This window comes from Streptomyces carpinensis, from assembly GCF_002154505.1.
Lineage (GTDB): Bacteria > Actinomycetota > Actinomycetes > Streptomycetales > Streptomycetaceae > Streptomyces > Streptomyces carpinensis.
On record NZ_MUBM01000017.1, the window covers coordinates 1 to 23184 of the forward strand.

The 23184-nt window shown below is 71.4% G+C and carries 22 protein-coding genes; 14 read left to right on the forward strand and 8 right to left on the reverse strand.

The genetic code is table 11. The annotated features are described in order from the left end of the window. From BZY54_RS50725 to BZY54_RS03145, 5 genes are all read left to right on the forward strand, one after another. The coding region (locus BZY54_RS50725; RefSeq protein ID WP_158103804.1) for a hypothetical protein at positions 1–187 on the forward strand (187 nt) is incomplete at its 5' end. Between the two features lie 12 nt (positions 188–199). Then, a complete protein-coding gene (locus tag BZY54_RS03130) occupies positions 200–631 on the forward strand; it encodes a roadblock/LC7 domain-containing protein (RefSeq protein ID WP_086722909.1) in 432 nt (143 codons plus the stop codon). Further along, positions 624–998: a DUF742 domain-containing protein gene (locus tag BZY54_RS03135; protein ID WP_086722911.1), complete on the forward strand. Its 375-nt coding sequence runs from the start codon at positions 624–626 to the stop codon at positions 996–998. Before BZY54_RS03130 ends, BZY54_RS03135 begins: the two co-directional genes overlap by 8 nt. Next, positions 979–1575 (forward strand): GTP-binding protein, encoded by a 597-nt coding sequence (locus BZY54_RS03140; RefSeq protein WP_086722912.1) that lies wholly within the window; start codon positions 979–981, stop codon positions 1573–1575. The genes BZY54_RS03135 and BZY54_RS03140 overlap by 20 nt, the downstream gene beginning before the upstream one ends. Before the next feature lie 171 nt (positions 1576–1746). After that, positions 1747–2427 (forward strand): GPR1/FUN34/YaaH family transporter, encoded by a 681-nt coding sequence (locus BZY54_RS03145; protein ID WP_086722914.1) that lies wholly within the window; start codon positions 1747–1749, stop codon positions 2425–2427. A gap of 35 nt (positions 2428–2462) precedes the next feature. Here the strand turns inward: BZY54_RS03145 and BZY54_RS03150 are convergent, their stop codons facing one another. The 3 genes from BZY54_RS03150 to BZY54_RS03160 form a co-directional block, all read right to left on the reverse strand. Beyond that, complete coding sequence (locus BZY54_RS03150; RefSeq protein WP_086722916.1) at positions 2463–2831, reverse strand: cytochrome C oxidase subunit I; 369 nt, start codon at positions 2829–2831, stop codon at positions 2463–2465. Next, entirely contained in the window at positions 2828–4507 is a 1680-nt protein-coding gene (ctaD, locus tag BZY54_RS03155; protein ID WP_086722918.1) for an aa3-type cytochrome oxidase subunit I, read from the reverse strand. The genes BZY54_RS03150 and ctaD overlap by 4 nt, the downstream gene beginning before the upstream one ends. Positions 4508–4676: 169 nt before the next feature. Next, entirely contained in the window at positions 4677–5636 is a 960-nt protein-coding gene (locus tag BZY54_RS03160) for a LysR family transcriptional regulator (RefSeq protein ID WP_086722920.1), read from the reverse strand. A gap of 94 nt (positions 5637–5730) precedes the next feature. On the opposite strand from BZY54_RS03160, the gene mdlC reads away from it, so the two are divergent. From mdlC to BZY54_RS03180, 4 genes are all read left to right on the forward strand, one after another. Further along, on the forward strand, positions 5731–7311 hold the full coding sequence (gene mdlC, locus BZY54_RS03165) for a benzoylformate decarboxylase (RefSeq protein WP_086722922.1): 1581 nt from the start codon (positions 5731–5733) through the stop codon (positions 7309–7311). Positions 7312–7378: 67 nt separating this feature from the next. Next, positions 7379–8833, forward strand: a complete 1455-nt coding sequence (locus BZY54_RS03170) for a benzaldehyde dehydrogenase (RefSeq protein WP_086722924.1) — start codon at positions 7379–7381, stop codon at positions 8831–8833. 89 nt (positions 8834–8922) lie between these two features. Next, positions 8923–10170 (forward strand): MFS transporter, encoded by a 1248-nt coding sequence (locus tag BZY54_RS03175; RefSeq protein WP_086722926.1) that lies wholly within the window; start codon positions 8923–8925, stop codon positions 10168–10170. Positions 10171–10334: 164 nt separating this feature from the next. Beyond that, positions 10335–11768 carry a condensation domain-containing protein gene (locus BZY54_RS03180; RefSeq protein ID WP_086722928.1) on the forward strand — a complete coding sequence of 478 codons (1434 nt, stop codon included), beginning with the start codon at positions 10335–10337 and terminating at the stop codon, positions 11766–11768. Here BZY54_RS03180 and BZY54_RS03185 read toward each other — a convergent pair. The 4 genes from BZY54_RS03185 to BZY54_RS03200 all read right to left on the reverse strand — a co-directional run bounded on the left by BZY54_RS03185 (position 11711) and on the right by BZY54_RS03200 (position 16852). Then, positions 11711–14401 (reverse strand): SpoIIE family protein phosphatase, encoded by a 2691-nt coding sequence (locus BZY54_RS03185; RefSeq protein WP_167413934.1) that lies wholly within the window; start codon positions 14399–14401, stop codon positions 11711–11713. The genes BZY54_RS03180 and BZY54_RS03185 overlap by 58 nt on opposite strands. A 68-nt stretch (positions 14402–14469) precedes the next feature. Continuing rightward, the gene (locus tag BZY54_RS03190; RefSeq protein ID WP_086722930.1) at positions 14470–14889 is read right to left on the reverse strand and encodes a hypothetical protein; all 420 of its coding nucleotides are present in this window, start codon (positions 14887–14889) and stop codon (positions 14470–14472) included. After that, a complete protein-coding gene (locus BZY54_RS03195; RefSeq protein WP_086722931.1) occupies positions 14838–15407 on the reverse strand; it encodes a TetR/AcrR family transcriptional regulator in 570 nt (189 codons plus the stop codon). The genes BZY54_RS03190 and BZY54_RS03195 overlap by 52 nt, the downstream gene beginning before the upstream one ends. A 161-nt stretch (positions 15408–15568) precedes the next feature. Beyond that, positions 15569–16852 (reverse strand): FAD-dependent oxidoreductase, encoded by a 1284-nt coding sequence (locus tag BZY54_RS03200; RefSeq protein ID WP_086722932.1) that lies wholly within the window; start codon positions 16850–16852, stop codon positions 15569–15571. A gap of 678 nt (positions 16853–17530) precedes the next feature. On the opposite strand from BZY54_RS03200, the gene BZY54_RS03210 reads away from it, so the two are divergent. Then, positions 17531–18262 carry a hypothetical protein gene (locus BZY54_RS03210; protein ID WP_208640534.1) on the forward strand — a complete coding sequence of 244 codons (732 nt, stop codon included), beginning with the start codon at positions 17531–17533 and terminating at the stop codon, positions 18260–18262. Here BZY54_RS03210 and BZY54_RS03215 read toward each other — a convergent pair. Next, positions 18252–18734, reverse strand: a complete 483-nt coding sequence (locus tag BZY54_RS03215) for an ATP-binding protein (protein ID WP_425276258.1) — start codon at positions 18732–18734, stop codon at positions 18252–18254. The genes BZY54_RS03210 and BZY54_RS03215 overlap by 11 nt on opposite strands. 242 nt (positions 18735–18976) lie before the next feature. Here BZY54_RS03215 and BZY54_RS03220 point away from each other — a divergent pair, with 242 nt between their 5' ends. The 4 genes from BZY54_RS03220 (at position 18977) to BZY54_RS03230 (ending at position 22870) form a co-directional block, all read left to right on the forward strand. Continuing rightward, positions 18977–19807 (forward strand): ABC transporter ATP-binding protein, encoded by an 831-nt coding sequence (locus tag BZY54_RS03220; protein WP_086722937.1) that lies wholly within the window; start codon positions 18977–18979, stop codon positions 19805–19807. Positions 19808–19957: 150 nt separating this feature from the next. Continuing rightward, positions 19958–20119, forward strand: coding sequence for a hypothetical protein (locus tag BZY54_RS51535; protein ID WP_167413935.1), 162 nt, complete (start codon positions 19958–19960; stop codon positions 20117–20119). A gap of 430 nt (positions 20120–20549) precedes the next feature. Further along, positions 20550–22181 carry a multicopper oxidase family protein gene (locus tag BZY54_RS03225; protein WP_086722939.1) on the forward strand — a complete coding sequence of 544 codons (1632 nt, stop codon included), beginning with the start codon at positions 20550–20552 and terminating at the stop codon, positions 22179–22181. Continuing rightward, a complete protein-coding gene (locus BZY54_RS03230; RefSeq protein WP_086722941.1) occupies positions 22178–22870 on the forward strand; it encodes a hypothetical protein in 693 nt (230 codons plus the stop codon). The genes BZY54_RS03225 and BZY54_RS03230 overlap by 4 nt, the downstream gene beginning before the upstream one ends. Positions 22871–23184: the final 314 nt, after the last annotated feature.

The following is a 23184-nucleotide window of genomic DNA, read 5'->3' on the forward strand; positions in this document are numbered from 1 at the left end:
GCAGGCCGAGGACCAGCCCGAGGACGGAAGCGACGACGAGGTCATCTCCCCGGACGCGTCGGCCCGTGCGATGAGCGCCATCCACCAGGGGCTCAAGCGGGCCTGGATGTCCGAGGACGACGACACGCCGCACGGTGCGCACGGGCGGCCAAGCGACGCGGCAGGCCCCACTGCCCATGATCTGTGAGGACGTTACGCAATGAATGAGCAGGTACACACCGGACGCCGGCTGGACTGGCTCCTGGACGGCCTGGTGGACCGGATACCGGAGATCCGGTGCGCCATCGTGCTCTCCGGTGACGGTCTTCTGATCGGCAAGTCCAAGGACATGCTCCGCGACGACGCCGAACACCTGTCCGCGGTGGCCTCGGGTGTGCACAGCCTCGCCCGCGGCGCCGCGCTTCACTTCCACAGCGGGCGGGTGCAGCAGACGGTCATTCAGATGGACAAGGCGTTCCTCTTCGTCACGGCCGCCGGCAAGGGGGCCAGGCTGGCATCGCTCGCCTCGGAGGAAGTGGATGTGGGGATGATGGCGTACGAGATGGGCACGCTGGTCAAGCAGGTGGGCCAGTACCTGACGGCCGCACCGCGCGTGCAGTCCTCGTCCGGCGGCACCGTTCAGGATGCCTGAACCGCGCCGGCACGACGTCGAGGAGACCGGACGCTACTTACGGCCGTACGCCATCACGGGCGGACGCACCCAGCACAGCCAGTACGCGTTCACGCTGATCACTCTGGTCGTCGCACGGTCGGCACACGGTGCGGGGCCGGGTCACCTGGAACCGGAGGCGGCCCATATTCTCGACCTCTGCCGGGACCGTGCGCTGGCGATCGCGGAGATCGCCGCACTGCTGGACCTGCCGGTGAGCGTGGTGAAGGTGCTGTGCGGGGATCTGCTCGACGCCTCGCTGATCCTGGTGCAGTCGCCGCCCGGGCAGGAGAGCCGGCCGAGTGTGGAACTCATCGAAAGGGTGATGGATGGTATCCGTCAGCTCTGAACCGGTCATGCCGACCGCGTTGAAGATCCTCATCGCGGGCGGCTTCGGGGTGGGCAAGACCACCATGGTGGCCGCGGTGAGCGAGGTTCCCCCGCTGGAGACGGAGGAACGGATGACCGAGGCGAGCCTCGGCGTCGACGACCTGTCCGGCGTGGAGGGCAAGTCCTCGACGACGGTGGCGATGGACTTCGGCCGCATCACCATCGCTCCGGAGCTGGTGCTGTACCTGTTCGGCACGCCCGGCCAGGACCGGTTCTGGTTCATGTGGGACGACCTGGCCACGGGCGCGCTCGGCGCGGTGGTCCTCGCGGACACTCGTCGGCTGGAGGCCTCGTTCGCCTCGATCGACTTCTTCGAGGAGCGCGGCATCCCCTTCGCCGTGGGCGTCAACTGCTTCCACGGGCAGCGCGACTGCACGACCGAGCAGGTACGGGCGGCGCTGGACCTCGACCCTGCCACCCCGGTGGTGCTGTGCGACGTCCGCGACCGCACCTCCAGCAAGCAGGTTCTGCTCTGCGCACTGGAGGCGGCCCGCGCCCGGGCGGCAGCGGCGCGTAATGTGACCTACTCCATATGATGGCCCGGAAGTTCCGCCCGGCAGGCAGTCCCCCACCGGTTCCCTCGGCAGCCGGCTGATCACGGCGATCCCGCGGGCGGGCGGCCCCGCGGCCAGGACCTCCGAGAGTGCGCCGAGCCCGCGCACGCACCGCCGTCGTTTTCTCCCGGTGCCGATGGGTACGCGGCGGGCATGATCCCCACTCCGGAGGACGGCCCGGAGGCCGCCACCGTCACCGTCCGGCCGTACGGCAATCCGCTGCCGCTGGGGTTCTTCTCGTTCGGCATCGGGATGGTGCTGCTGGCGGGTGTCAGCCTCGGCCTGCTCACCGGCGATCAGGTGCGCCCTGTGGGCATCCTGCTCGCGGTCTTCGTCTTCCCGCTGGAGTTCCTCGCCGCCGTCATGGCCTTCCTGACCCGGGACACCGCCGCGGCCGCGGCGCTCGGACTGTTCGCCACGTCGTGGGCGGCGCTGGGGGTGCTGCACATCGTCGCGCCGGCGCAGCAGACCAGCATCGCCCTCGGTATGTATCTGAGCGCCTTCGCCCTCATGCTGCTGCCCCTGGCCGTGACCGCTTTCATGGGCAAGGCGCTGCTCGGTGCCGTCCTGAGCGTCTCCACGATGCGCGCCGCTCTGGCCGCGGCCTATCAGCTCGGCGCGCCGCACCAACTCGAACTCGCCGACGGGGCGGCCGCGTTGCTGCTGGTGGCGCTGGCGCTGTACGCCGGCACCGCGTTCTTGGCAGAGGACCTGCGCCGGCGTACGGTCCTGCCGATCCTGCGCCGTGGGGACGCCAGGCGGGCCATCGAGGAGGACCCGAAGGGTCGGCACACGGGCCGGGCGCGGGAGCCGGGCGTCCGCAAGCAGCTGTGACGTCTCGCGCACACCGCCGCATCGCGCCCGGCGCGTCAGGACTGCGTGACGGCGAGGGCGAGGAGTACGGCCGCGGCGAGGACGGCCACGGCGGCGATCACGGAGGCCACGCAACGCGCCCGCAGCTGGGAGTACCGTTCCTCGTACTCCTCGCGCAGGGCGCGGCAGCGGTCCGCGACGCGTTGCAGGTCCGCACGCGCCCGGACCAGGCAGTCGCGGACGTAGTGCTGTTCGATCTCCTCGCGCTGCGCGGTGGTCAGCCACTCCAGCGGCTCGGTGAAGGCGCGGGCCCGCTCCTCGGCCTCGGCGACCCGGGCCTGCCACAGCAGATAGCCCTCCACCTGGTTGACGACATGGGCGGACGAGATCGGCTCGTCGCCCGCGCGTCCCCTCGCGTCCGTCATGTCGGCAGGCCCAGGTTCTCCCGCTTGTCCGTGAGCGACACCTCGGGATGGCTCAGGTCGAACGCCGGGGACTCGCTGCGGATCATGGGCAGGGTGACGAAGTTGTGCCGCGGCGGCGGGCAGGAGGTCGCCCACTCCAGTGAGCGTCCGAAACCCCAGGGGTCGTCGATCTCGATCTTCCGGCCGTACTTGGCCGTCTTCCACACGTTGTAGAGGAACGGCACCATGGACAGGCCCAGCAGGAACGAGCCGATGGTGGAGATCATGTTCAGTGCGGTGAAGCCGTCGGCGGCCAGGTAGTCGGCGTACCGGCGCGGCATGCCCTCGGCGCCCAGCCAGTGCTGGATGAGGAAGGTGGTGTGGAAGCCGGCGAACAGCATCCAGAAGCTCATCTTGCCCAGCCGCTCGTCGAGCATCTTGCCGGTGAACTTCGGCCACCAGAAGTGGAAGCCGGCGAACATGGCGAAGACGACGGTGCCGAAGACCACGTAGTGGAAGTGCGCCACCACGAAGTAGCTGTCGGAGACGTGGAAGTCCAGCGGCGGGGAGGCCAGGATGACGCCGGTCAGACCGCCGAACAGGAAGGTCACGAGGAAGCCGGTCGCCCACAGCATCGGTGTCTCGAAGGACAGGCTGCCCTTCCACATGGTGCCGACCCAGTTGAAGAACTTCACCCCGGTCGGTACCGCGATCAGGAAGGTCATGAAGGAGAAGAACGGCAGCAGCACACCACCGGTGACGTACATGTGGTGGGCCCACACGGTCGCCGACAGGCCCGCGATCGAGATGGTCGCGCCCACCAGGCCCATGTAGCCGAAGATCGGCTTGCGGGCGAAGACCGGAATGATCTCCGTGACGATGCCGAAGAACGGCAGCGCGATGATGTACACCTCGGGATGGCCGAAGAACCAGAAGAGGTGCTGCCACAGCAGCGAGCCGCCGTTGGCCGGGTCGAAGACATGGGCGCCGAACTTGCGGTCGGCCTCCAGCGCGAGCAGGGCTCCCGCCAGGACGGGGAAGGCGAGCAGCACCAGGATGCTGGTGAGCAGCACGTTCCACACGAAGATCGGCATGCGGAACATGGTCATGCCTGGCGCGCGCATGCAGACGATCGTGGTGACGAAGTTGACCGAGCCCATGATGGTGCCGAAGCCGGACAGGGCCAGGCCCATGATCCACAGGTCGCCGCCGATGCCCGGTGAGTGCACGGCGTCGGTCAGCGGGGAGTAGGCGAACCATCCGAAGTCGGCCGCGCCGTTGGGGGTGAGGAAGCCGCCCACCGCGATCAGCGAGCCGAGCAGGTACAGCCAGTAGGCCAGCATGTTCAGCCGGGGGAAGGCCACGTCCGGCGCGCCGATCTGGAGCGGCATGATCCAGTTCGTGAAGCCCGCGAACAGCGGTGTCGCGAACATCAGCAGCATGACGGTGCCGTGCATCGTGAAGAACTGGTTGAACTGCTCGGTCGACATGATCTGCAGGCCCGGACGGGCCAGTTCGGCCCGCATCAGCAGCGCCAGGATGCCGCCGAACAGGAAGAACGCGAACGAGGTGGTCAGATACAGGGAACCGATCGTCTTGTGATCGGTCGTCGTCACCCATTTCACCACCACGGAACCGGCCCGCATCCGACGACGGGGACCGGCGGTTTCCGGTGTGATGTGCTGAACGTCTGTCATGCGGCCCGTGACACGCTTTCTCTGAAGACATGGATGCGTGAGTTCCGCGGAAGCGTCCGCAGGGCTCGGCACCATCCTCGTGGCTCGGGCATCCCAAGGGCCGCCTGCCGTCGCCGAGATGGCCCAACAGCGGGCCGATTGCACCCGGACGGCCTACAGGGCGCGTGGGTCAGACGGGTCGAGCCGGCTGATCGGGGCCGACCGCGTACGGCGGCAGTTGCGCCGGGCTCACCCGTTCCCCCAGCACCTCGGCCATGAACTGCACCAGCCACCGCTGGGAGGGGCTGCGGGAGGACTCGTGCCGGGCGTAGAGGGCGACCTCGATCGGCTCGGTCTCGAAGGGCAGCCGGACCAGCCGCACCCGGCGGGACGTGGTGAAGACCTCGCCGACGTACTCGGGGACGATCGCGATCAGGTCGGTCTGCTCCAGCAGGTAGGGGAGCATCGAGAAGCGGGTGGCGTCCACTACCACCCGGTCCAGGAGTTCGTGCGCGGCGAGGAGCGTCCGCGGAGCGACGTGCCCGCTGGGGCCGAAGACGGTGGCGTGGTGCTCGGCCGCGAGCTCCGCCATGGTGACCGCCTCGCCCCGGATCCGGGGGTGGTCCGCGGCCACCATGCCGACGTAGCGCTCGAGGAAGAGCGGGATCCGCACCGTCCGGTGGGAGGTCAGCACCGGGGTGGCCACGAAGGCGTCGAGGTCGCCGCGGCGCAGCTGCTGCTCGGCGTCGTCCACGTCGAGCGGCCGGACGATGAAGGACGCCCGGGGCGCGCGCTCACGGGCCGCCGCGAGGAGGCGGGGCAGCAGGGTGGCCTCGCCGAGGTCGGAGAGGGCCAGTGTGAAACGCCCCGGCATGGTGGCGGGGTCGAAGTCCTCGGCCTGGCGGATGGTGCCGTCGATCTCGGTGAGGGCCCGCCGCAGCGGCTCGTACAGCCGGCGGGCGCCGGCGGTGGGCGTCAGTCCGCGTCCCGTGCGCCGGAACAGCTCGTCGTCGAAGTGCCGGCGCAGCTTGCCCAGGCTGTAGCTGACCGTGGGCTGGGTGACGTGGAGGGTCTCGGCGGTGGCCGTGACACTGCCGGTCTCGTACAGCAGCACGAAGACGCGGGCGAGATTGAGGTCGAAGGTCCTCATATCGAGCAAGTCTATATCGCGGCGGCCAAACATTTATTGGTGCCCATGTCCGGGCGTTGCCTAGCGTGCGTTGCGTCACTTGAAAGGAACCTCTGTGTCATCCGTACGCCGCGTTTCCCACGAGTTCCTCAAGCGCCAGGGACTCACCACCGTCTTCGGCAATCCCGGCTCCAACGAGCTGCCTTTCCTGGCCGACCTGCCGGAGGGTTTCCGCTACGTCCTCGGCCTGCACGAGGGGGCGGTCGTCGGCATGGCCGACGGCTACGCCCAGGCGACCGGGCGGCCCGTGCTGGTCAACCTGCACGCGGCCTCGGGCTCCGGGAACGCGATGGGCGCGCTGACCAATGCCGTGGCATCGCGGACCCCGCTGGTCGTCGTGGCCGGCCAGCAGGTCCGCCCCGCCGTCGGCCCGGAGGCCAACCTGGCCAACGTCGACGCTCCGGCGCTGATGAAGCCGCTGGTCGGCTGGGCCGCGGAGCCGGCGTGCGCCGAGGACGTGCCGCGCGCGCTCGCGCAGGCCGTCTTCGAGGCCGGATTGCAGCGGCGGCCGACGTATCTGTCCGTCCCGTACGACGACTGGGCCGTCGAGGTCGACGACAACTGCCTGGCGGTGCTGGACCGGCGGGTCGAGCGGGCCTCCGTGCCGGACGGGGAGCAGGGCCGCCGGCTCGCCGAGCGGGTCGCCGCCGCCGAGCGGCCCGCGCTGGTGCTGGGCGGCGACATCGACTCGGCCGGGCTCTTCGACTGCGCCGTGCGGCTGGCCGAGCGCCTGGGCGGCCCGGTCTGGGCGGCGCCCTCGCTGTTCCGGCTGCCCTTCCCCAACCGGCATCCGCTGTTCCGCGGGGTGCTGCCCGCCGGGATCGCGCCGATCTGCGCCGCGCTGGAGGGGCACGACCTCGTGCTGGTGCTGGGCGCGCCGGTGTTCCGCTACCACGAGTACCTGCCGGGCCGGTACCTGCCGGAGGGCACCCGGCTGATCCAGGTGACAGAGGACGCCTCCGCGGCCGCGCGGGCGCCGATGGGCGAGGCGCTGGTCGCCGACCCGCGGGCGGTGATCGAACTGCTGCTCGAGCAGCTCGGCACCCTTACCGCGCCCACCGGCCCGTACCGGCCGGTGCCCGAGCCGCCCACCGCCGAGGGGCCGCTCCTGCACCCGGAGGAGGTGTTCGCGGCACTGCGCGATGAGATGCCCGAGGACACCGCGTACGTGGTCGAGTCGACCTCGACGAACTCCTCCTGGTGGCGCCAGATGGACCTGCGCCGGCCCGGCTCCTACTACTTCCCTGCCGCCGGCGGGCTCGGGTTCGGGCTGCCCGGCGCGGTGGGGGTCGCCCTGGCGCAGCCGGACCGGCCGGTCGTGGGCGTGATCGGGGACGGCTCGGCCAACTACGGCATCACCGCCCTGTGGACGGCCGCCCAGCACCGCGTCCCGCTGACGATCGTGCTGCTGCGCAACGGGACGTACGGGGCGCTGCGCTGGTTCGGCGACCTGCTCGGTGTGCCGGACGCCCCGGGCATGGACATCCCGGGCCTGGACTTCACCCGCATCGCGGAGGGCTACGGGGTCAGCGCGCGACAGGTCGGCGACGCCGAGGAGCTGCGGGCCGTCCTCGCCGAGCGCCCCGACAAGCCGCGGCTCGTCCAGGTGGACACGGCCCTCACCACTCCCTCCTGAGCACAACCCGCCCGACCCCGACCGCACCCGGGCAACCCGACGAACCGCATCGACGAAAGGGAAACCGATGGCACTCCTGGACAGCGACGTCTGGGCGAAGAAGTTCTTCAGCGACGGCTGGCGGAATGCCGCCGCCGAACAGCCGGTCGTCGAGCCGGCCACCGGCGACCAGCTCGGCACGGTGGGTCTGGCCACGGCCGAGGACGTCGGCCGCGCCGCCGCACGGGCGGCCGAGGCCCAGCGCGCGTGGGCGGCGACCTCCCCGCAGCAGCGGGCGGCCGTGCTGCGCCGGGCGGGCGAGCTGTTCACCGAGCACGCCGCCGAGGTGGAGCAGTGGCTGGTGCGCGAGGCGGGTTCGGTGCGGACCAAGGCGGGCTTCGAGGTGGGGCTCGCCGTGGGCGAGTGCTTCGAGTGCGCGGGGCTGCCGACGCATCCGCAGGGCGAGGTCCTGACCTCCGAGGAGGCCCGCTGGTCGCTCGCCAGGCGCCGTCCGGCCGGTGTGGTGAGCGTCATCGCGCCCTTCAACTTCCCGCTGATCCTCGGTCTGCGCTCGGTGGCGCCCGCGCTCGCCCTGGGCAACGCGGTCCTGCTCAAGCCGGATCCGCGCACCGCGGTGAGCGGTGGCGTCGTCATCGCGCGGATCTTCGAGGAGGCCGGGCTTCCGGCCGGTGTGCTGCACCTGCTGCCGGGTGACGGCGCGGTCGGCCAGGCGGTCGTCGAGGCCCCCGAAGTGCGGGTGGTCTCCTTCACTGGGTCCACGCCGGTCGGACGGGCGATCGGCGAGCGGGCGGGCCGGCTGCTCAAGCGGGCCCATCTGGAGCTGGGCGGCAACAACGCACTGGTGGTGCTCCCGGGCGCGGACGTGCACAAGGCCGCCTCGGCCGGCGCGTTCGGCTCGTATCTGCACCAGGGGCAGATCTGCATGACGACCGGCCGTCACATCGTCCACGAGTCGCTGCTGGCGGAGTACACCGCCGCGCTGGCCGCGAAGGCCGAGGCGCTGCCGGTGGGCGACCCGGCCCGTGAGGACGTGGCGCTCGGCCCGATCATCGACAGCCGTCAGCTGGAGCGGGTGCACGGCATCGTCACCGAGTCCGTGGCGGCGGGCGCGACCCTGGCCGCGGGGGGCGAGATCGCCGGTGCCTGCTACCGCGCGACCGTGCTGACCGGCCTGACGACCGACATGCCGGCCTGGCGCGAGGAGATCTTCGGCCCCGTCGCTCCGGTCATCGGCTTCTCGACGCTCGAGGAGGCCGCGCGGATCGTCAACGACTGCGAGTACGGGCTGTCGGTCGGGATCCTCGGGGACGTCGGTACGGCGATGAAGCTCGCCGACCGGATCGACTCCGGCAAGGTCCACATCAACGAGCAGACCGTCAGCGACGAGCCCAACGCGCCCTTCGGCGGCGTCAAGGCCTCCGGGACCGGGTCCCGGTTCGGCGGCGCGGCGGCCAACGTCGAGGCCTTCACCGAGACCCAGTGGGTCACGGTCCGGCCGGAGATCGCCGACTACCCCTTCTGACGCCTGTTCCGGCGCCCTCCGCTCCCGGCGCCGAGCCGGCACCCGCTCCACCTCACCGCCCGCATCCGTCCCCTGAGGGGTACCTCCCGATGACATCCACCGCCTCGTCCCTTGCCCCGGCGCAGACCGGCACCACCGGGCGCAGCATGTGGACGGTGGTCCTGTGCTGGATCACCGTCATGCTCGAGGGCTACGACCTCGTCGTCCTCGGCGCCATCATCCCGACGCTGCTCAAGACCCATCACCTGGGCATGACCGCCGGTGACGCGACCACGATCGCGACGCTCTCGCTCGTCGGCGTGGCCATAGGCGCCGTGTGCGTCGGCCCGCTCGCCGACCGGCTGGGGCGTCGGCTGCTGCTCATCGGCTCGGTGCTGCTGTTCTCGGTCTTCACCCTGCTGGTGCCGCTGGCCGGCTCGGTGACGGTGTTCGCCCTGCTGCGCCTGGTCGCCGGGCTCGGCCTCGGCGCCTGCATGCCGGTGTCGCTGACGATGATGGCCGAGCACATGCCGGCGAACCGGCGGGCGCGGGCCAGCACGCTGACGATGACCGGCTACCACACCGGCGCCGTGATCACCTCGCTGCTGGCGCTGCAGGTGACCGACAACTGGAAGATCCTGTTCTACGTCCTCGGCGTCGCCGGGATCGTCATCGCCGCCATCCAGTGGTTCCGGCTGCCGGAGTCGGAGGCCTTCGCCCGCGCCAAGCGCGGCCCCGGCGCGGAGCGGGTGCCGTTCACCGAGCTGCTCAAGCCGGCATACCTGCGCGCGGGCATCGGGGTCTGGGTCGCCTCCTTCATGGGGCTGCTGCTCGTCTACGGCCTCAACACCTGGCTGCCGAAGCTGATGAACGACGCCGGCTACCCCGTCCCGACGGCCGTCACCCAGCTGCTCGTGCTCAACGTCGGCGGTGTCGTCGGGCTGGTCCTCGGCGGCTTCGTCGCCGACCGGCGGGGCATCAAGGGCACCACGCTCGGCTGGTTCGCGGTCTCGGTGCTGATGCTGGCCTGTCTGAGCATCAAGATGGACAGCGACCTGCTGCTCAATGTCGTGGTCTTCTGCACGGGCGTGTTCGTCTTCTCCGCGCAGGTGCTCGTCTACGCCTACGTGACCGCGTTCTACCCGGCCGCCGTCCGCGGCACCGCCCTCGGCTCGGCCTCCGGGATCGGCCGGATCGGCTCGATCGTCGGCCCGTCGATCACCGGCGCCCTGGTCACCGCGGGAATCGGACACCCGTGGGGCTTCTACTTCTTCGCCGCGGTCGCGGTCCTCGGCTTCTTCGCCGTACTGACCCTGCCCCGTGGCCCCGGGACCCCCCAGGCGGCGCCCGCCGAGTGACGCCTCGCGGGGCCGTCGCGGCGCTGCCGGGCGCCGGGACGGCCCCGCAGGGCGTCGCGCTCCCCGAGACCGCTCGCCGAGACCCGGCACCGGCCACCCGCAACCCGCCGTGCCCATACGCAGTTGCTTCCCTGTACCCCCTGCAACGGAGGCTTCCCTTGCGTATGACAGACATCCAGCGCTGCGAGGTCCGGCCCGGGCTGCTCGTCGAATGGAGTCTCGATCCGGCGGCCGTGCAGGCCGCGACCGGTCTGCCGGACGACACCCGGCCACCGGCGTACATCCAGGAGTCGCACATCAGGACGGCCAGGTCCGTGCGGGAGGACGGCCTGTTCGTGCCGACCTGGCTGGGCACGGCGTTCGACATCCCGGGCAGAGTGGATCTTGACGTCCTTCAGGGCGCCCTGCGGGACTGGATGCTGCGGCACGAGACGCTGCGCAGCGGCTTCCGCTGGGTCGGCGACGACATGCGCCGGTTCACGCTGGACGCCGAGGACGTCTCCCTGCACCGCGAGACGATCGGCGAGTTCCGCGACGCGGACGTGCTGGTGCGATACCTGCAGGATCGCTTCGACGTGGCGGCGGACGCGCTGCGCTGGCCGAACTTCCTCTTCTCGGCCGTGGTCAGGGCCGACGGAACGAGCGTGTACATGGCCTTCGACCACAGCAACGTCGACGCCTACTCCGTCCAGCGCATTCCGGCCGAGATCCACGAGCTCTACGCCGCGGGCGTCGAGGGCCTCCGCCCGGAACGCGAACCGGCCGGCAGCTACGTCGACTTCTGCCGGACCGAGCGGACGAACGCGGACGAGATCGACGGCACGGACGCGATCGTCGAGCGCTGGCGGGAGTTCATCGGCCGGTGCGACGGCAGACTGCCGAACTTCCCCCTCGACCTCGGTCTGGAGCCCGGCGGGCGGCTGCCGCGGCAGAAGCTCGTGCGGGAGATGCTCGTCGGCGCCGAGGACGCGGCGGCGTTCGAGGCGTACTGCCGTTCCTTCGGCGGGAGCCTGGTCGGCATCCTGGCGGCCACGAGCCTCATCGTCCACGAGATCGGCGGTCAGCCGGTGTACCGCACGGTCGTGCCGTTCCACACCAGGAGGAACTCCCGGTGGATGGAATCGGTCGGCTGGTACGTCGGCGGCGCCCCGCTGGAGATCCACACCGCCCGGGCGCCCGACTTTTCGAGCCTGCTGCGGACGGTGAGCACCCAGCTGCGCGCCAACAGGTCGCTGGCCCGGATGCCGCTCGCCCGCGTGCTGCGCCTGCTGGGCTCGGACTTCCGTCCGACCTCGCCCGACCTGTACTCGATCGTCTCGTTCGTCGACGCCCGCGGCATCCCGGGCTCGGAGCGCTGGGCGGAGCTCAAGGCCTACGGCCTGATCAGGGTGTCGTACGGCGACCAGGTGTGCGCGTGGGTCACCCGGCTCCACGAGGGGCTGCAGTTCGCGAGCCGCTACCCGGACACCGAGATCGCGCACAAGAACCTGCGGTTGTACGTGGAGCAGCTGCGGGAGGTCGTCGTGTCGGTGGCCCGCTCTCAGGGCTCCTGCGAGTCCTCCGGCAGGGCCAGTTCCGCCCAGATCACCTTGCCCTGAGGGGTGTAGCGCGTGCCCCAGCGCTCGGTCATCTGGGACACCAGGAACAGGCCCCGGCCGCCCTCCTCGGTGGTCGCGGCGTAGCGCAGGTGCGGGGAGGTGCTGCTGCCGTCGGACACCTCGCAGATGAGGGTGCGGTCGTGGATCAGCCGCACATGGATGGGCTCGGAGCCGTAGCGCAGGGCGTTGGTGACGAGTTCGCTCAGGACGAGCTCCATGCTGAAGGCCAGTTCACCGAGGCCCCACTCGTCGAGTTTCGCGCTGGCCGCGTCGCGGATCCGCGCGACGGCGGCCGGGTCGGGCGGCACGTCCCAGTCGGCGATGCGGCCGGACGGCAGCGCCCGGGTACGGGCGATGAGCAGGGCGACGTCGTCCTTGGGCCGCGGCGGCAGCAGAGCCTCCAGCACGGCCTGGCAGCTCTGCTCCGGCGGCCGGTCGGGGTGACCGGCGAGGGCTTCGCGCAGCAGTTCCATCCCCTCGTCGAGGTCGCGGCGGCGGTCCTCGACCAGGCCGTCGGTGTACAGCACGAGCTGGGTGCCCTCCTCCAGTTCCAGCTCGGCCGTGCGGAACGGCATGCCGCCCAGGCCCAGCGGCGGCCCGAAGGGCAGGTCGGGGAAGGTGGCGCTGCCGTCCGGACTGACCAGCACGGGCGCGAGGTGTCCCGCGCGTGCCATGGCGCAACGGCGGGTCACGGGATCGTAGATCGCGTACAGGCAGGTGGCGCCGACGACGCCCGCGGCCACCTCCTCAGAGGCCTCGTCCTGGTCGATCCGGCCGACCAGGTCGTCCAGGTGGCTGAGCAGCTCGTCGGGTGGCAGGTCGAGCGTGGAGAAGTTGTGCACCGCGGTGCGCAGACGGCCCATCGTGGCCGCGGCGTGCAGGCCGTGGCCGACGACGTCTCCGACGACCAGTGCGACCCGGCCGCCGGGCAGGGGGATGACGTCGAACCAGTCGCCGCTGACGCCCGACTGGGCGGGCAGGTAGCGGTAACCGGCCTCGATGGCGCTCTGCTCGGGCAGGGCCCGCGGCAGCAGGCTGCGCTGGAGGGTGACCGCCATGGCGTGCTCGCGGGCGTAGCGGCGGGCGTTGTCGATGCTGACGGCGGCGCGGGCCACCAGCTCCTCCGCCAGGTTCAGCTCCTCCTCGTCGAACGGGCCGTGCTCCTTGGAGCGCCAGAAGTTGACCACGCCGAGCACGGCACCGCGGGCCAGGATCGGGGCCGTGATGAGCGAGTGGATGCCGTAGTCCACCATCCGTGCGGCGCGCTCCGGGTCCTGCATGTACCAGCCGTCGGCGGTCGACAGGTCGGTCACCAGCTCGGAGTGGCCGGTGTCGTAGCCGCGGGCCTGGGGGCTGGAGGGCGCGAAGTCGATCAGCCGGCCCTTCTCGTAGAGCGGATGGTCGTCCCGGACGCCGTGCACGGTGATCCGCCGGACGCCCGGCGCCGTGGTGCCCGGTTCCTCGCCCTCGAGTACGCCGTCGGCGAGGTCGACGGTGACGAAGTCGGCGAAGCGGGGGACGGCGATCTGCGCGAGTTCGTCGGCGGTGCGGGTCATGTCGAGGGAGGTGCCGATGCCCAGTCCGGCGTCGTACAGGAGTTTCAGCCGCTCCCGGGCGACCTCCGCCCGGCCGGAGAGGGCCTGCAGTTCGGTGGAGTCGCGCAGGGTCACGACCGTGCCCTTGGGGCCTCCGTCACGGTCCGTGGGCCGCTGGTTGACGGCCAGCAGCAGGCCACCGGCGAGGTGGACCTCGTCGGTGGCCTCCCGGCCGGAGGCGAGCAGGCCGACGGTGTCGGGGTCCAGGCCCGACAGCTTCGTCACGTGCCGGCCCTCCACGTCCGGGGGCAGGTTCAGCAGCCGTCTCGCCTCGTCGTTCGCCAGCAGCAGCCGTCCGTCGTCACCGACGATGAGCACACCTTCGCGCACGGAGTGCAGCACCGCGTCGTGGTGGTCGTACATGCGGTTCATCTCGTCCGGGGCGAGGCTGTGGGTCTGGCGGCGCAGCCGCCTGCCCACGAGCGCCGTCACGCCGGTGGCCGCGCCGAGCGCGACCGCCCCGGCGGTCAGGATGATCGGGATCTGCCGGTCCACCTGGCTGGTGACGTTCTTGACCTTCAGCCCTGCGGACACCAGCCCCACCACCCGGCCGGCGGGGTTCTCGACCGGGACGGTGGCCTGCATCTCCTCGCCGAGCGGTCCGTGGACGCTCTCGGTGTAGACCTTGCCCGCCAGGGACGGCCCGATCGTGCCCACGAAGCGCTGCCCGATGCGGTCGGGCAGGGGGTGGGTGTACCGGATGCCGTGCGTGTCCATGACCACGATGAAGTCGACGCCGGCGGACTTGCGCCCCGCCTCGGTCAGCGGCTGGAGAATCGCCGACGGGTGGGGGGCCTGCAGTGCGGCCACGACTCCCGGAGAATGCGCGAAGGTCTGGGCGACGGCTATGGAGCGGCGTTTGGCCTCGGCGCTGGTGTCCCGCTGGGACTGCAGGACGAGGGCGAAGACGGCGAAGGCCACAAGCAGCACCACGAGAGCCACCTGGAGCACGAACATCTGTCCGGCGACGCTTCGCGGACTCTTTCCCACCAGCGACCGCCGTGATATCCGTCGAAGACGGGCAAAACGGTCTGCCATCTGGCCTTTCTAGCACCCAGTCGCCCAAGTCGTCACGACTTGGGCCGATAATCCCGTCGTGACGGATGTCACGAAACCGGCTGGAGGAAGGGCGGCCGGACGGAGCGGTCCGCGAACGGACCGCCGCCGCTGAAGGCCGGAGCGGCGCGGCGTTCGCCGATACGGCCGTGGGTGGCGGCGTCGGGGGTGCCAGTCGGGCAGCGGCGGTTCCGCGGCGCCGGACGCGCCGTGGAGGCAGCGGAGAGTGCCGGCCGGTCCGGGCCGGTGCCCGGCCGTCCCGGCGGTCGTTCGGAGCACCGGGCGCGGGCCCGGACCGGCAGCCGGTGCGGCAGGACGCCGTGCGCGGTGCGCTCCGGATCGAAGGCGGCGCACAGGAGGTCCGCGGTGATGGTCGTGGCGATATAGCGGGGCTCGGCGGCGGTGCGGGTGCGGTGGTTCAGGTCGCGGGCCGGCCGCGCAGCAGGGCGTCCAGGCGGTCCAGGATCCACTCCCAGGTCTCCTGCGAGTCGGGGGCGCTGTGACTGAAGCCTCCGGCCAGCTCCAGGCTGACGTAGCCGTGGAACACGGAGCCCAGCAGCCGGACGGCATGGGTCTGTTCCGGTTCCGTCAGGTCGTAGCCGCGCAGGACGGCCCGCATCATCTGCGCGTGCCGCACACCGGCGCTCGCGGCCGCGGTCTCCGGGTCGAGGCGGAGCCGGGCGGCGGCGTAGCGGCCGGGGTGTTCCCGTGCGTAGTCGCGGTAGACGTCGGCGAACGCGGCCAGGGCGTCCCTGCCGGCCCGCCCGGCCAGGGCGTCGGCGGCCCGGTCGGCGAGCTCCTCCAGCGCCAGCAGGGCGATTCGGGTCTTGAGGTCCTGGGAGTTCTCCAGGTGCGAGTACAGGCTGGCGACCTTGACGTCGAACCGTCTGGCCAGCGCCGAGACGGTGACCTGGTCGAAGCCGACCTCGTCGGCCAGTTCGGCTCCCGCCCGGACCAGGCGGTCGGTGGTGAGTCCAGCGCGCGGCACGGCGATCCCTTCGTTTACCTGAAGGGATTGTGCCCTTTCCTAAAAATGTTAGGCAAGCCGCGCCGACGGCCGGGCCCCGGAGGCGGCCGAGCGGAAGGGACCGGACACCAGGCGCGGGAAGAAGGTGTGCCCGGTCAGGGCCGGGCGCTCGTCCGGGGTCGTCAGCGGGCCGCCCTCCGGTCGGCCAGGGCACGGGCGACCCGCGTGGCCGCGTACTCCACGCCGGCGACGAAGCGCATCATCGGGCCGAACATCGGGGCGGCCAGCGATCCGGTGAAGTGCAGGCCGGGCACGGACGACTCGAACCCGGCCGACAGGCGGGGAGCGCTCGAGCCGGGCACGCACTCCAGCGCACGGCGCACCGCCGGTGAGAGGAAGGAGACCGCCTCCAGGTCGAGGCGGTAGCCGGTGGCGGCCAGCACGTGGTCGACGGCGAGGGTCTCCACCGCGCGGCCCGGCCCCGCGACCTCCAGCCGGACGGTGGACCCGGCCGCCTCGGCCCCGGTGACCCGGCACGACGTACGCACCGTCACGACACCCTCGACCCGGTCCCGCAGCCACCATCCGCCCGAGGGCCGCAGCGCGCGGCGGAACAGCAGCAGCCGGGCCGCGGCGGGCAGGTGCCGCACCCCGCCCGGGGCCCGGCAGACCGCGGCCAGGACCCAGCCGGTACCCAGCGGGGAGCCGGGCCGGGCGATCCGCAGCGGCCACGGCCGGGTCAGGGTCGGGGTCGTCCCCCACAGCAGGCTCCGCTCCCGTACCAGCACCTGCGCCCGGGCCCCGGCCTCGTGCAGCAGCGCCGCGCTCTCCAGAGCGGACTGGCCACCGCCGATCACGGCGACCCGCCGGCCCGCGTAGCGGGACAGGTCGGTGTGGTGACTGGTGTGCGACACCAGGGCTTCGGCGCCCGGACCCTCGGGCGCGAGACGCCGCAGCTCCTGCGGTATGTGGGCGAGCCCGTTCAGGCCCGTGGCCACGACGACGGTCCGGGCGGCGAGCTCCTGCCCGTCGTCCAGGCGCACGGCGAACCCGGAGCCGTCCGCCGCCCGGTCGACGGCCACCACCCGCGCCGGTTCCACCTCACCCACGTACCGCTTCTGGAACCACTGGCCGTAGCGGACGAACACGTCGCACGGGATCGGTGTCAGCTCCGTCAGCTCCTGCTCCCCGTGCACCCGCAGGAAGTCCGCCAGCCGCCCGCCGGGCTCCGGCGCGGACAGATCGACGGCGTCCGGGGTCGACTTCAGGAACATCCCGGTCGCCATGGCGTGCCGCCAGCTGCCCATGACCTCACCGAAGACCCGCACCGGCAGACCGCGAGCCCGCAGGTGTGCCGCGACGGACAGTCCGTACGGGCCGGCACCGATCACGGCGACCGGAAGCTCCGGATCCCCGGTGAACACCTCTTCGCGGGCAGGGCGTTGCCCCGGCAGCGACTGCGTCATTCATCCCCCCGGCTGGTCCCCTCGCCGCCTTCCCCAAGGCCGGCGCGACACTTCGGGACGGCACGCCGGCACGGCGCCGCCGCGCACCTCCCCCCTCCGCCGCACAGTGTTACCCATCGGCCGCCGCCGGAATGCCAAATGGGGCCACGTTGCCAAAAGATGGTCAAACCGTTGACCGGCGCTCGCCCCGGAGCGCCCCGCCGGTCACACCCGACTCGCTCCCCTCGCAGCCCTTGCGGCGGCGCGCACGGGACGAAGGCCTGCCCGCCGAGGACATCGCCCCGGCGGGCAGGCCTTCGCGCGCGGACCGTCAGTGATCCGTGCCGGCGGGAGAGCTGACGGCTGGTGGTGCGGTCATCAGCTTCCCGAACAGGGCCATGCAGGTGGAACAGTGACCAGCCCGCTGTGCGCTCGCCCCATCGACGCGTTGACCCAGCCGACGACCGCACAACGTCTTGGCCGCGTTCTTGGCCATGACATGCCACACCAATGCGCCGCCGGGCTTGTCGACTCCTGCACACATCTCATACATGATCGGCTCCCTTGATGGACGCCTCTCTCACTCCAGGAGACACCCGATCAGCCCCACCCACGCTGCCACGGACGGCCATTCGAGTGACACGCCCCATCGGGGGGCCGGGGACCAGGCGTTCGAACCGCGATGGAATCATGGACGCCATGCGAAGCAGTGGTGCGATACGCACGGCGGCCGTGGTGGCCCTGTGCGGTGCGGTGACGATGTCCCTGACGTCCTGCGGCGGTTCCGGTCACAAGGGCGCGGCGGGCAGCGACCGGCGCACGGACGACGCACCGCCGCAGCCGACCGCCTGGAAGCGCGTGCCCGACATCGGCGACCGGATGTGGCAGCGCATACCCGGCGACTCCCGCCAGGTCGTCGCCGTCTACGGCGCCGGACCCGACTCGCCGAACTCGACCGTCGAGCTCTTCGTCAAGCAGGGTTCCACCTGGAAGCGCGACCGGTCCTGGGCGGCGCACAACGGCAGGAAGGGCTGGACCGCGGACCACCACGAGGGCGACAAGCGCAGCCCCATCGGGGTGTTCACACTGAGCGACGCCGGCGGCGTCCTGGACGACCCGGGAGCCAAGCTGCCGTACACCAAGTCCGCCTCGTTCCAGGCACCCCACTACTGGAACAAGGCGTACTGGCACGACTTCGACTACGTCATCGCCATCGACTACAACCGGGTCAAGGGCACCTCGCCCAACGACCCCACACGGCCCGAGGGACAGAGCAAAGGCGGCAGCATCTGGCTGCACATGGACCACGGCAGCGGCACCTCGGCATGCGTGAGCCTGCCCAAGTCGGCGATGCAGTACCTGCTGCGCACCCTCGACCCGCGACAGCACCCGGTCGTGGTGATGGGCGACACACAGGACCTCAAGGCCTGACGGCGGACGCGTCGCCGACCGGGTCGCCGACCAGGGCGACGCGGGCGATGACGCGTTTGCCCACGGGCTCCCGCCGCACCTCGAACCCCTGCACCACGGCCATCACGATCTCCAGGCCGTGCTGCCCGACCCGGCCCGGGTCGGCGGCCCGGGCCACCGGCAGCACCGGATCGCTGTCCCAGACCGCGACCTCCACCGCGTCACCGTCACCGGCGACCAGCAGGTCCATGAGGATGGGCCCGGAAGCGTACTTGCGAGCGTTGGTGACCAGTTCGCTGACCACCAGCTGGGTCAGGTCCATGGCCCGGTCGGAGACCGGCAGGGCGTGCTCGGCCCGTACCCGGGTCAGAAAACCGACCGCGAGACGGCGGGCCTCGGCGATGCAGGTGCCGTCCCCGTGGAGGGCCGCCGCCGCACGTATCACGCCGGCGTCAGAGGCCTTGCCCTCACCTCCGAGGAGTACGGATTCCATGTCCACCGCCTTCACCACGCTGTTCACCGGGCTGCGTATACCCCTTTTCCAGCCAGACACGCCCAGGCAGTTCCTGTCTGCTGTGTCACACCAGCACCGGCGGTGACGGCCGGCCGTCCGACAGTCCGGCCGTCCATCAACCGGACGGTCCGGCGGCGACGCGCCGACCGCGTCTACCGTCTGTACCGCCGTGCGGCGAAGGTCGAGCGAGCCGAGTCGAACGTGTCGAGGGGAGACCGGAGATGACGGAGGAGACGCCACAGCCGGGACCGGCGGCCCCCGGGGCCGTCGTCACGCTCCGGCAGGTGAGCGTACGCCGCTACACCACCGACCAGGTCATCCTCGACGACATCGACTGGACGGTCCGGCCCGGAGAGCACTGGGCGCTCCTGGGCGCCAACGGCGCCGGCAAGACCACACTGCTGCGCCTGCTCGGCGCCCTCATGCACCCCACCACCGGCGCCGTCGAGGTTCTGGGCAGCCGGCTCGGGCGGGTCGACGTGCGGGAACTGCGCGCCCGCATCGGGCATGTGACCTCGGCCCAGCGCGTGCCCCAGGACCTCGACGCCCACACGGTCGTGCTGACCGGCCACACCGGCACCGTCCAGCCGCTGTGGCGGATGTACGACGAGCAGGTACGGCAGCGGGCCCACGAGCTCCTGGGCGAACTGGACATCAAGGAACTGGCGGACCGGCCGTACGGGGTCTGCTCGGGCGGACAGCGGGCGCGGATCCTCATCGCCAGGGCCCTGATGGCCGAGCCGGCCCTGCTGCTCCTGGACGAGCCGTTCAACGCCCTGGACCTGCCCTCCCGCGAGGATCTCGTCGAGGCCATGCACCGGCTGGCCGAGGGCCGTCCGCGGCTCGCCACCGTGACGGTCACCCACCATCTCGAGGAGCTGTCGCCCGCGGTCAGCCATGCGCTGCTGCTGCGCGAGGGGCGGGTCCTGACCCAGGGGCCGGTGGACGAGGCGCTGACCGGCACGTGGCTGACGGCCTGCTTCGGCCGCCCCATCGCGGTGAACCGGCACGAGGGCCGCTGGTGGGCGTACTCCGGGCGGCAGGGCTCGTAACGGTCGGTCACCGCCGGTTTCGTGGCACAGCGTGGCCGGATGCCGCTTTCCACTACCGGCAGTAACGTGATCAACTTTGCCTCCAGGCGCTCTCCACAACCGAGTTGAGGGCTCCTTGTGCCGTACTACACCCCCGTGCGAGGAAACCCCATGCCGTCCCAGGGCGATGCTCTGCAGCAAGCGCATTCTGACTACCAGCAGCACATGCAGACCTGCCGCCAATGTCGTGCCGACACCGTGCCGTGCGCGGTGGCCAAGCACCTGCTGCGCCTGTACAACAACGCCCGGCGAAGCGCCGCCCGCGCGGACTGACCCGGCGGGAGCGGCGGCAGGACCGGAGGTGCCGGTCCTGCCGCCGCCGCGTTGCGGCCCGCGGTGTGGTCACCTGCGGCGCCCGATGCGCCGCAGCAGCAGGAAGCCCGCCATCACGAGCACCGCGCCCTCGACCGCCGGCCTCAGCCGCGTACCGGTCTCGGCCGACTTCCCCCGGCCTGCCGCTGGTCGGGTCCGGTCACCCGCGCAGCCGCGAGGTGCGTCCCACGGACGTGCTCCTGGACGTCGTGGCCGGGTGTTCAAACGTCTGCTTCATTCACAGCAGCCTCATGGGCGCTCCGGTGGGCCGCCGACCGGGTGACGACGCCCTGGCAGTCGGGCCGCGCCGCTGCGCAATTGGGGGTCGACATGCCCGGACGCGCCGCCCCGGTTCTCCCACATACCGGCACAGAACGTGTGTTATTCATTCATGCACTCACCTACGCGGCGCACCTTGCTCAGTGCCTCGATCCTGGCTGCCGGCTCGGGACTCCTCGGCGCCTGTTCCGGGTCCGACTCCAGGTCGGGCCCGCACCCGGGGACCTCGCGGGGTGCGGAGTCGGGCTCCGGCAGGGCCGGGCCTTTCGTGCCCAAGGGACCGAAGGGGTACGTGAACCCGTCCGACCCCGAGGTCCTCGCCGCCGAGCGGAAGCGCGGGGCCGGACCGGTGCGCACGTTCAAGCTCACCGCCGCCGAGACGTCGCACGACCTCGGCGGACACACCGTCAGGACGTGGACGTACGGGGACTCGATGCCCGGCAGGGTGGTCCGGATCACCAAAGGTGACATCGTGAATCTCACGCTCGCCAACCGCCTGCCCGTGTCGACGACGCTGCACTCGCACGGCGTGCGTCTGCGCTGCGACATGGACGGCGTGCCGGATCTCACCCAGGCGGGCATCGAGCCCGGCGCGGAGTTCACCTACCGCTTCGCCGTGTCCCACCCGGGCACGTACTGGCTGCACTCGCACTCCGGCATGCAGCTCGACCGCGGCCTGTACGCGCCGCTGATCGTGGACGACCCCAAGGAGCCGCTCACGTACGACAAGGAGTGGATCGTCGTCCTGGACGACTGGGTGGACGGTGTGGACGGCTCCACCCCGGACGGCGTGCTGACCCAGCTGCACAAGGGAAAGCGCCCGCCGATGGGCATGGACATGGGCGGCTCGGGCCAGCACCACGGATCCGCGGGCCGGCAGGCGCCGTCCGACACGGCCGGCGGCCCGTCGCGTGTGCTGCGGGGCTCCCACAGCGATCTGCTGCACAGCATGGGCGGCAATGTGAACTTCCCCTATTACCTGGTCAACGGCCGCCTGCCGCAGGCTCCCTCGGTCTTCAGGGCCCGCCCCGGGGAACGCATCCGGGTGCGGATCATCAACGCCGCCGCCGACACCGCCTTCAGGGTGGCCCTGGGCGGGCACCAGATGACGATCACGCACACCGACGGCTACCCGGTCCAGCACAAGAACACGGACGCCCTGCTTCTGGGCATGGCCGAGCGCTACGACGTCCTGATCACCGCCCAGGACGGAGTGTTCCCCCTGGTCGCGATGGCCGAGGGCAAGAAGGCCAGGGCGCTGGCGGTGCTGCGTACCGACCAGGGCAGAACACTGCCCACGCCCTCCGTGTACCCCGACGAACTGGACGGCCAGATCGTGCTGGCCCGGCGCCTGGTGCCGGACGAGTCCGTGGCCTACAGCGACCGCAAGCCGGACCGGCAGATCCGGATCAGGCTGACCGGCAACATGAGGCAGTTCAACTGGAGCTTCGACCACAAGCCGTACTCCGTCGAGCAACGCCATCCCGTCCACCAGGACGAACGGGTCCGGCTCACGCTCATCAACGCCACCGACATGTGGCACCCGCTGCATCTGCACGGTCACACGTTCGCCATGACCGGCCTCGATGCCGTCGGCGCACGCAAGGACACGGCGATCGTGCTGCCGCACCGCAAGCTCGTGGTCGACTTCTACGCCGACAACCCCGGTCTGTGGATGGTGCACTGCCACAACCAGTACCACTCCGAGTCCGGCATGATGACCATCCTCGGCTACCGCAGATGACGAGCACGTCCGCGGAGACCGGGCCGGCGCAGCAGGCGCTTCGGACTCCGTGGGCGGCCGGGCTCGCGGGGGTCCTGTTCGCGCTGCTGCTGGCGGCGGCGATGGTGCTGATCCGGCTGGGCATTCCGGAGGGCTCGGGAGCGGTCACCGCCCGGGGGTTCACCGACTCGGCCCAGCGCGACGCGGTACGGACGGCGCTCGCTCTCGTGCCGCTGGCCGGGATCTTCTTCCTCTGGTTCGTCGGGGTGCTGCGCAACCACGTCGGGGCGGCCGAGGACAAGTTCGTGGCCACCGTCTTCCTGGGCAGTGGCCTCGTCTTCGTGGCCACGATGTTCGGGGCCGCCGCGGCCGGCACCGCCGTACTGGCCGTCGGGCACCCGTCCGGTGCGTCGCCGAGCCCGGCCGCCTGGGACTTCGGCCGCCACTTCGCGTTCACGCTGATGACCGAATACGCGATGCGGATGGCGTCCGTCTTCACTTGCTCGCTGTCGGTCATGGGGCACCGGCTGAGGATCCTGCCGCGGTGGCTGACCGTGCTGGGCCTGCTCGTCGCCCTGACACTGCTGTTCCTCTCGTCGAACGTGCCCTGGGCCGAACTGGTCTTCCCGGCCTGGGCGCTGATTCTGAGCTCGCACATCCTCGTGGTGACCGGCCGCCGCCCCGGCCCGGGTGCCGCTCCGGCGGCCTGACGCCCGACGGCGCCGCGCCGACGCCGGCCGGCAACCTGGCCGGCTGCGCCGCCGCCGACGCCCGGGCGAACCTGTGTCCTACCCGAGCCCCGGCGACTGTCGTTCTGCTGTGTTCTGCCCGGCGAACCTGTCTGCCGCCCGAGCCCGGCGACCTGCGAGCGGTGGCCGTCCGCGTCCGGGTCGTCACTCCTTCGGCGGCTCCCCGCACTCCTTCGGCGGGTCCCCGCGCGCGGGCGGCCGGGCGCGCCTTCGATCCTGGCGGGGGGAAGATGACCACCGTCCGAGGCTGCCGGCCGAGCAGGTGGTCGCCGAGG

Excerpts from the sequence above, each read along its gene's own strand:
- BZY54_RS03130 (WP_086722909.1), top strand. The coding sequence starts at position 200 with ATGAATGAGCAGGTACACACCGGACGCCGGCTGGACTGGCTCCTGGAC.
- BZY54_RS03135 (WP_086722911.1), top strand. The coding sequence starts at position 624 with ATGCCTGAACCGCGCCGGCACGACGTCGAGGAGACCGGACGCTACTTA.
- BZY54_RS03140 (WP_086722912.1), top strand. The coding sequence starts at position 979 with ATGGTATCCGTCAGCTCTGAACCGGTCATGCCGACCGCGTTGAAGATC.
- BZY54_RS03145 (WP_086722914.1), top strand. The coding sequence starts at position 1,747 with ATGATCCCCACTCCGGAGGACGGCCCGGAGGCCGCCACCGTCACCGTC.
- BZY54_RS03150 (WP_086722916.1), bottom strand. The coding sequence starts at position 2,831 with ATGACGGACGCGAGGGGACGCGCGGGCGACGAGCCGATCTCGTCCGCC.
- ctaD (WP_086722918.1), bottom strand. The coding sequence starts at position 4,507 with ATGACAGACGTTCAGCACATCACACCGGAAACCGCCGGTCCCCGTCGT.
- BZY54_RS03160 (WP_086722920.1), bottom strand. The coding sequence starts at position 5,636 with ATGAGGACCTTCGACCTCAATCTCGCCCGCGTCTTCGTGCTGCTGTAC.
- BZY54_RS03170 (WP_086722924.1), top strand. The coding sequence starts at position 7,379 with ATGGCACTCCTGGACAGCGACGTCTGGGCGAAGAAGTTCTTCAGCGAC.
- BZY54_RS03175 (WP_086722926.1), top strand. The coding sequence starts at position 8,923 with ATGACATCCACCGCCTCGTCCCTTGCCCCGGCGCAGACCGGCACCACC.
- BZY54_RS03180 (WP_086722928.1), top strand. The coding sequence starts at position 10,335 with ATGACAGACATCCAGCGCTGCGAGGTCCGGCCCGGGCTGCTCGTCGAA.
- BZY54_RS03185 (WP_167413934.1), bottom strand. The coding sequence starts at position 14,401 with ATGGCAGACCGTTTTGCCCGTCTTCGACGGATATCACGGCGGTCGCTG.
- BZY54_RS03200 (WP_086722932.1), bottom strand. The coding sequence starts at position 16,852 with ATGACGCAGTCGCTGCCGGGGCAACGCCCTGCCCGCGAAGAGGTGTTC.
- BZY54_RS03210 (WP_208640534.1), top strand. The coding sequence starts at position 17,531 with ATGCGAAGCAGTGGTGCGATACGCACGGCGGCCGTGGTGGCCCTGTGC.
- BZY54_RS03215 (WP_425276258.1), bottom strand. The coding sequence starts at position 18,734 with ATGGAATCCGTACTCCTCGGAGGTGAGGGCAAGGCCTCTGACGCCGGC.
- BZY54_RS03220 (WP_086722937.1), top strand. The coding sequence starts at position 18,977 with ATGACGGAGGAGACGCCACAGCCGGGACCGGCGGCCCCCGGGGCCGTC.
- BZY54_RS51535 (WP_167413935.1), top strand. The coding sequence starts at position 19,958 with ATGCCGTCCCAGGGCGATGCTCTGCAGCAAGCGCATTCTGACTACCAG.
- BZY54_RS03225 (WP_086722939.1), top strand. The coding sequence starts at position 20,550 with ATGCACTCACCTACGCGGCGCACCTTGCTCAGTGCCTCGATCCTGGCT.
- BZY54_RS03230 (WP_086722941.1), top strand. The coding sequence starts at position 22,178 with ATGACGAGCACGTCCGCGGAGACCGGGCCGGCGCAGCAGGCGCTTCGG.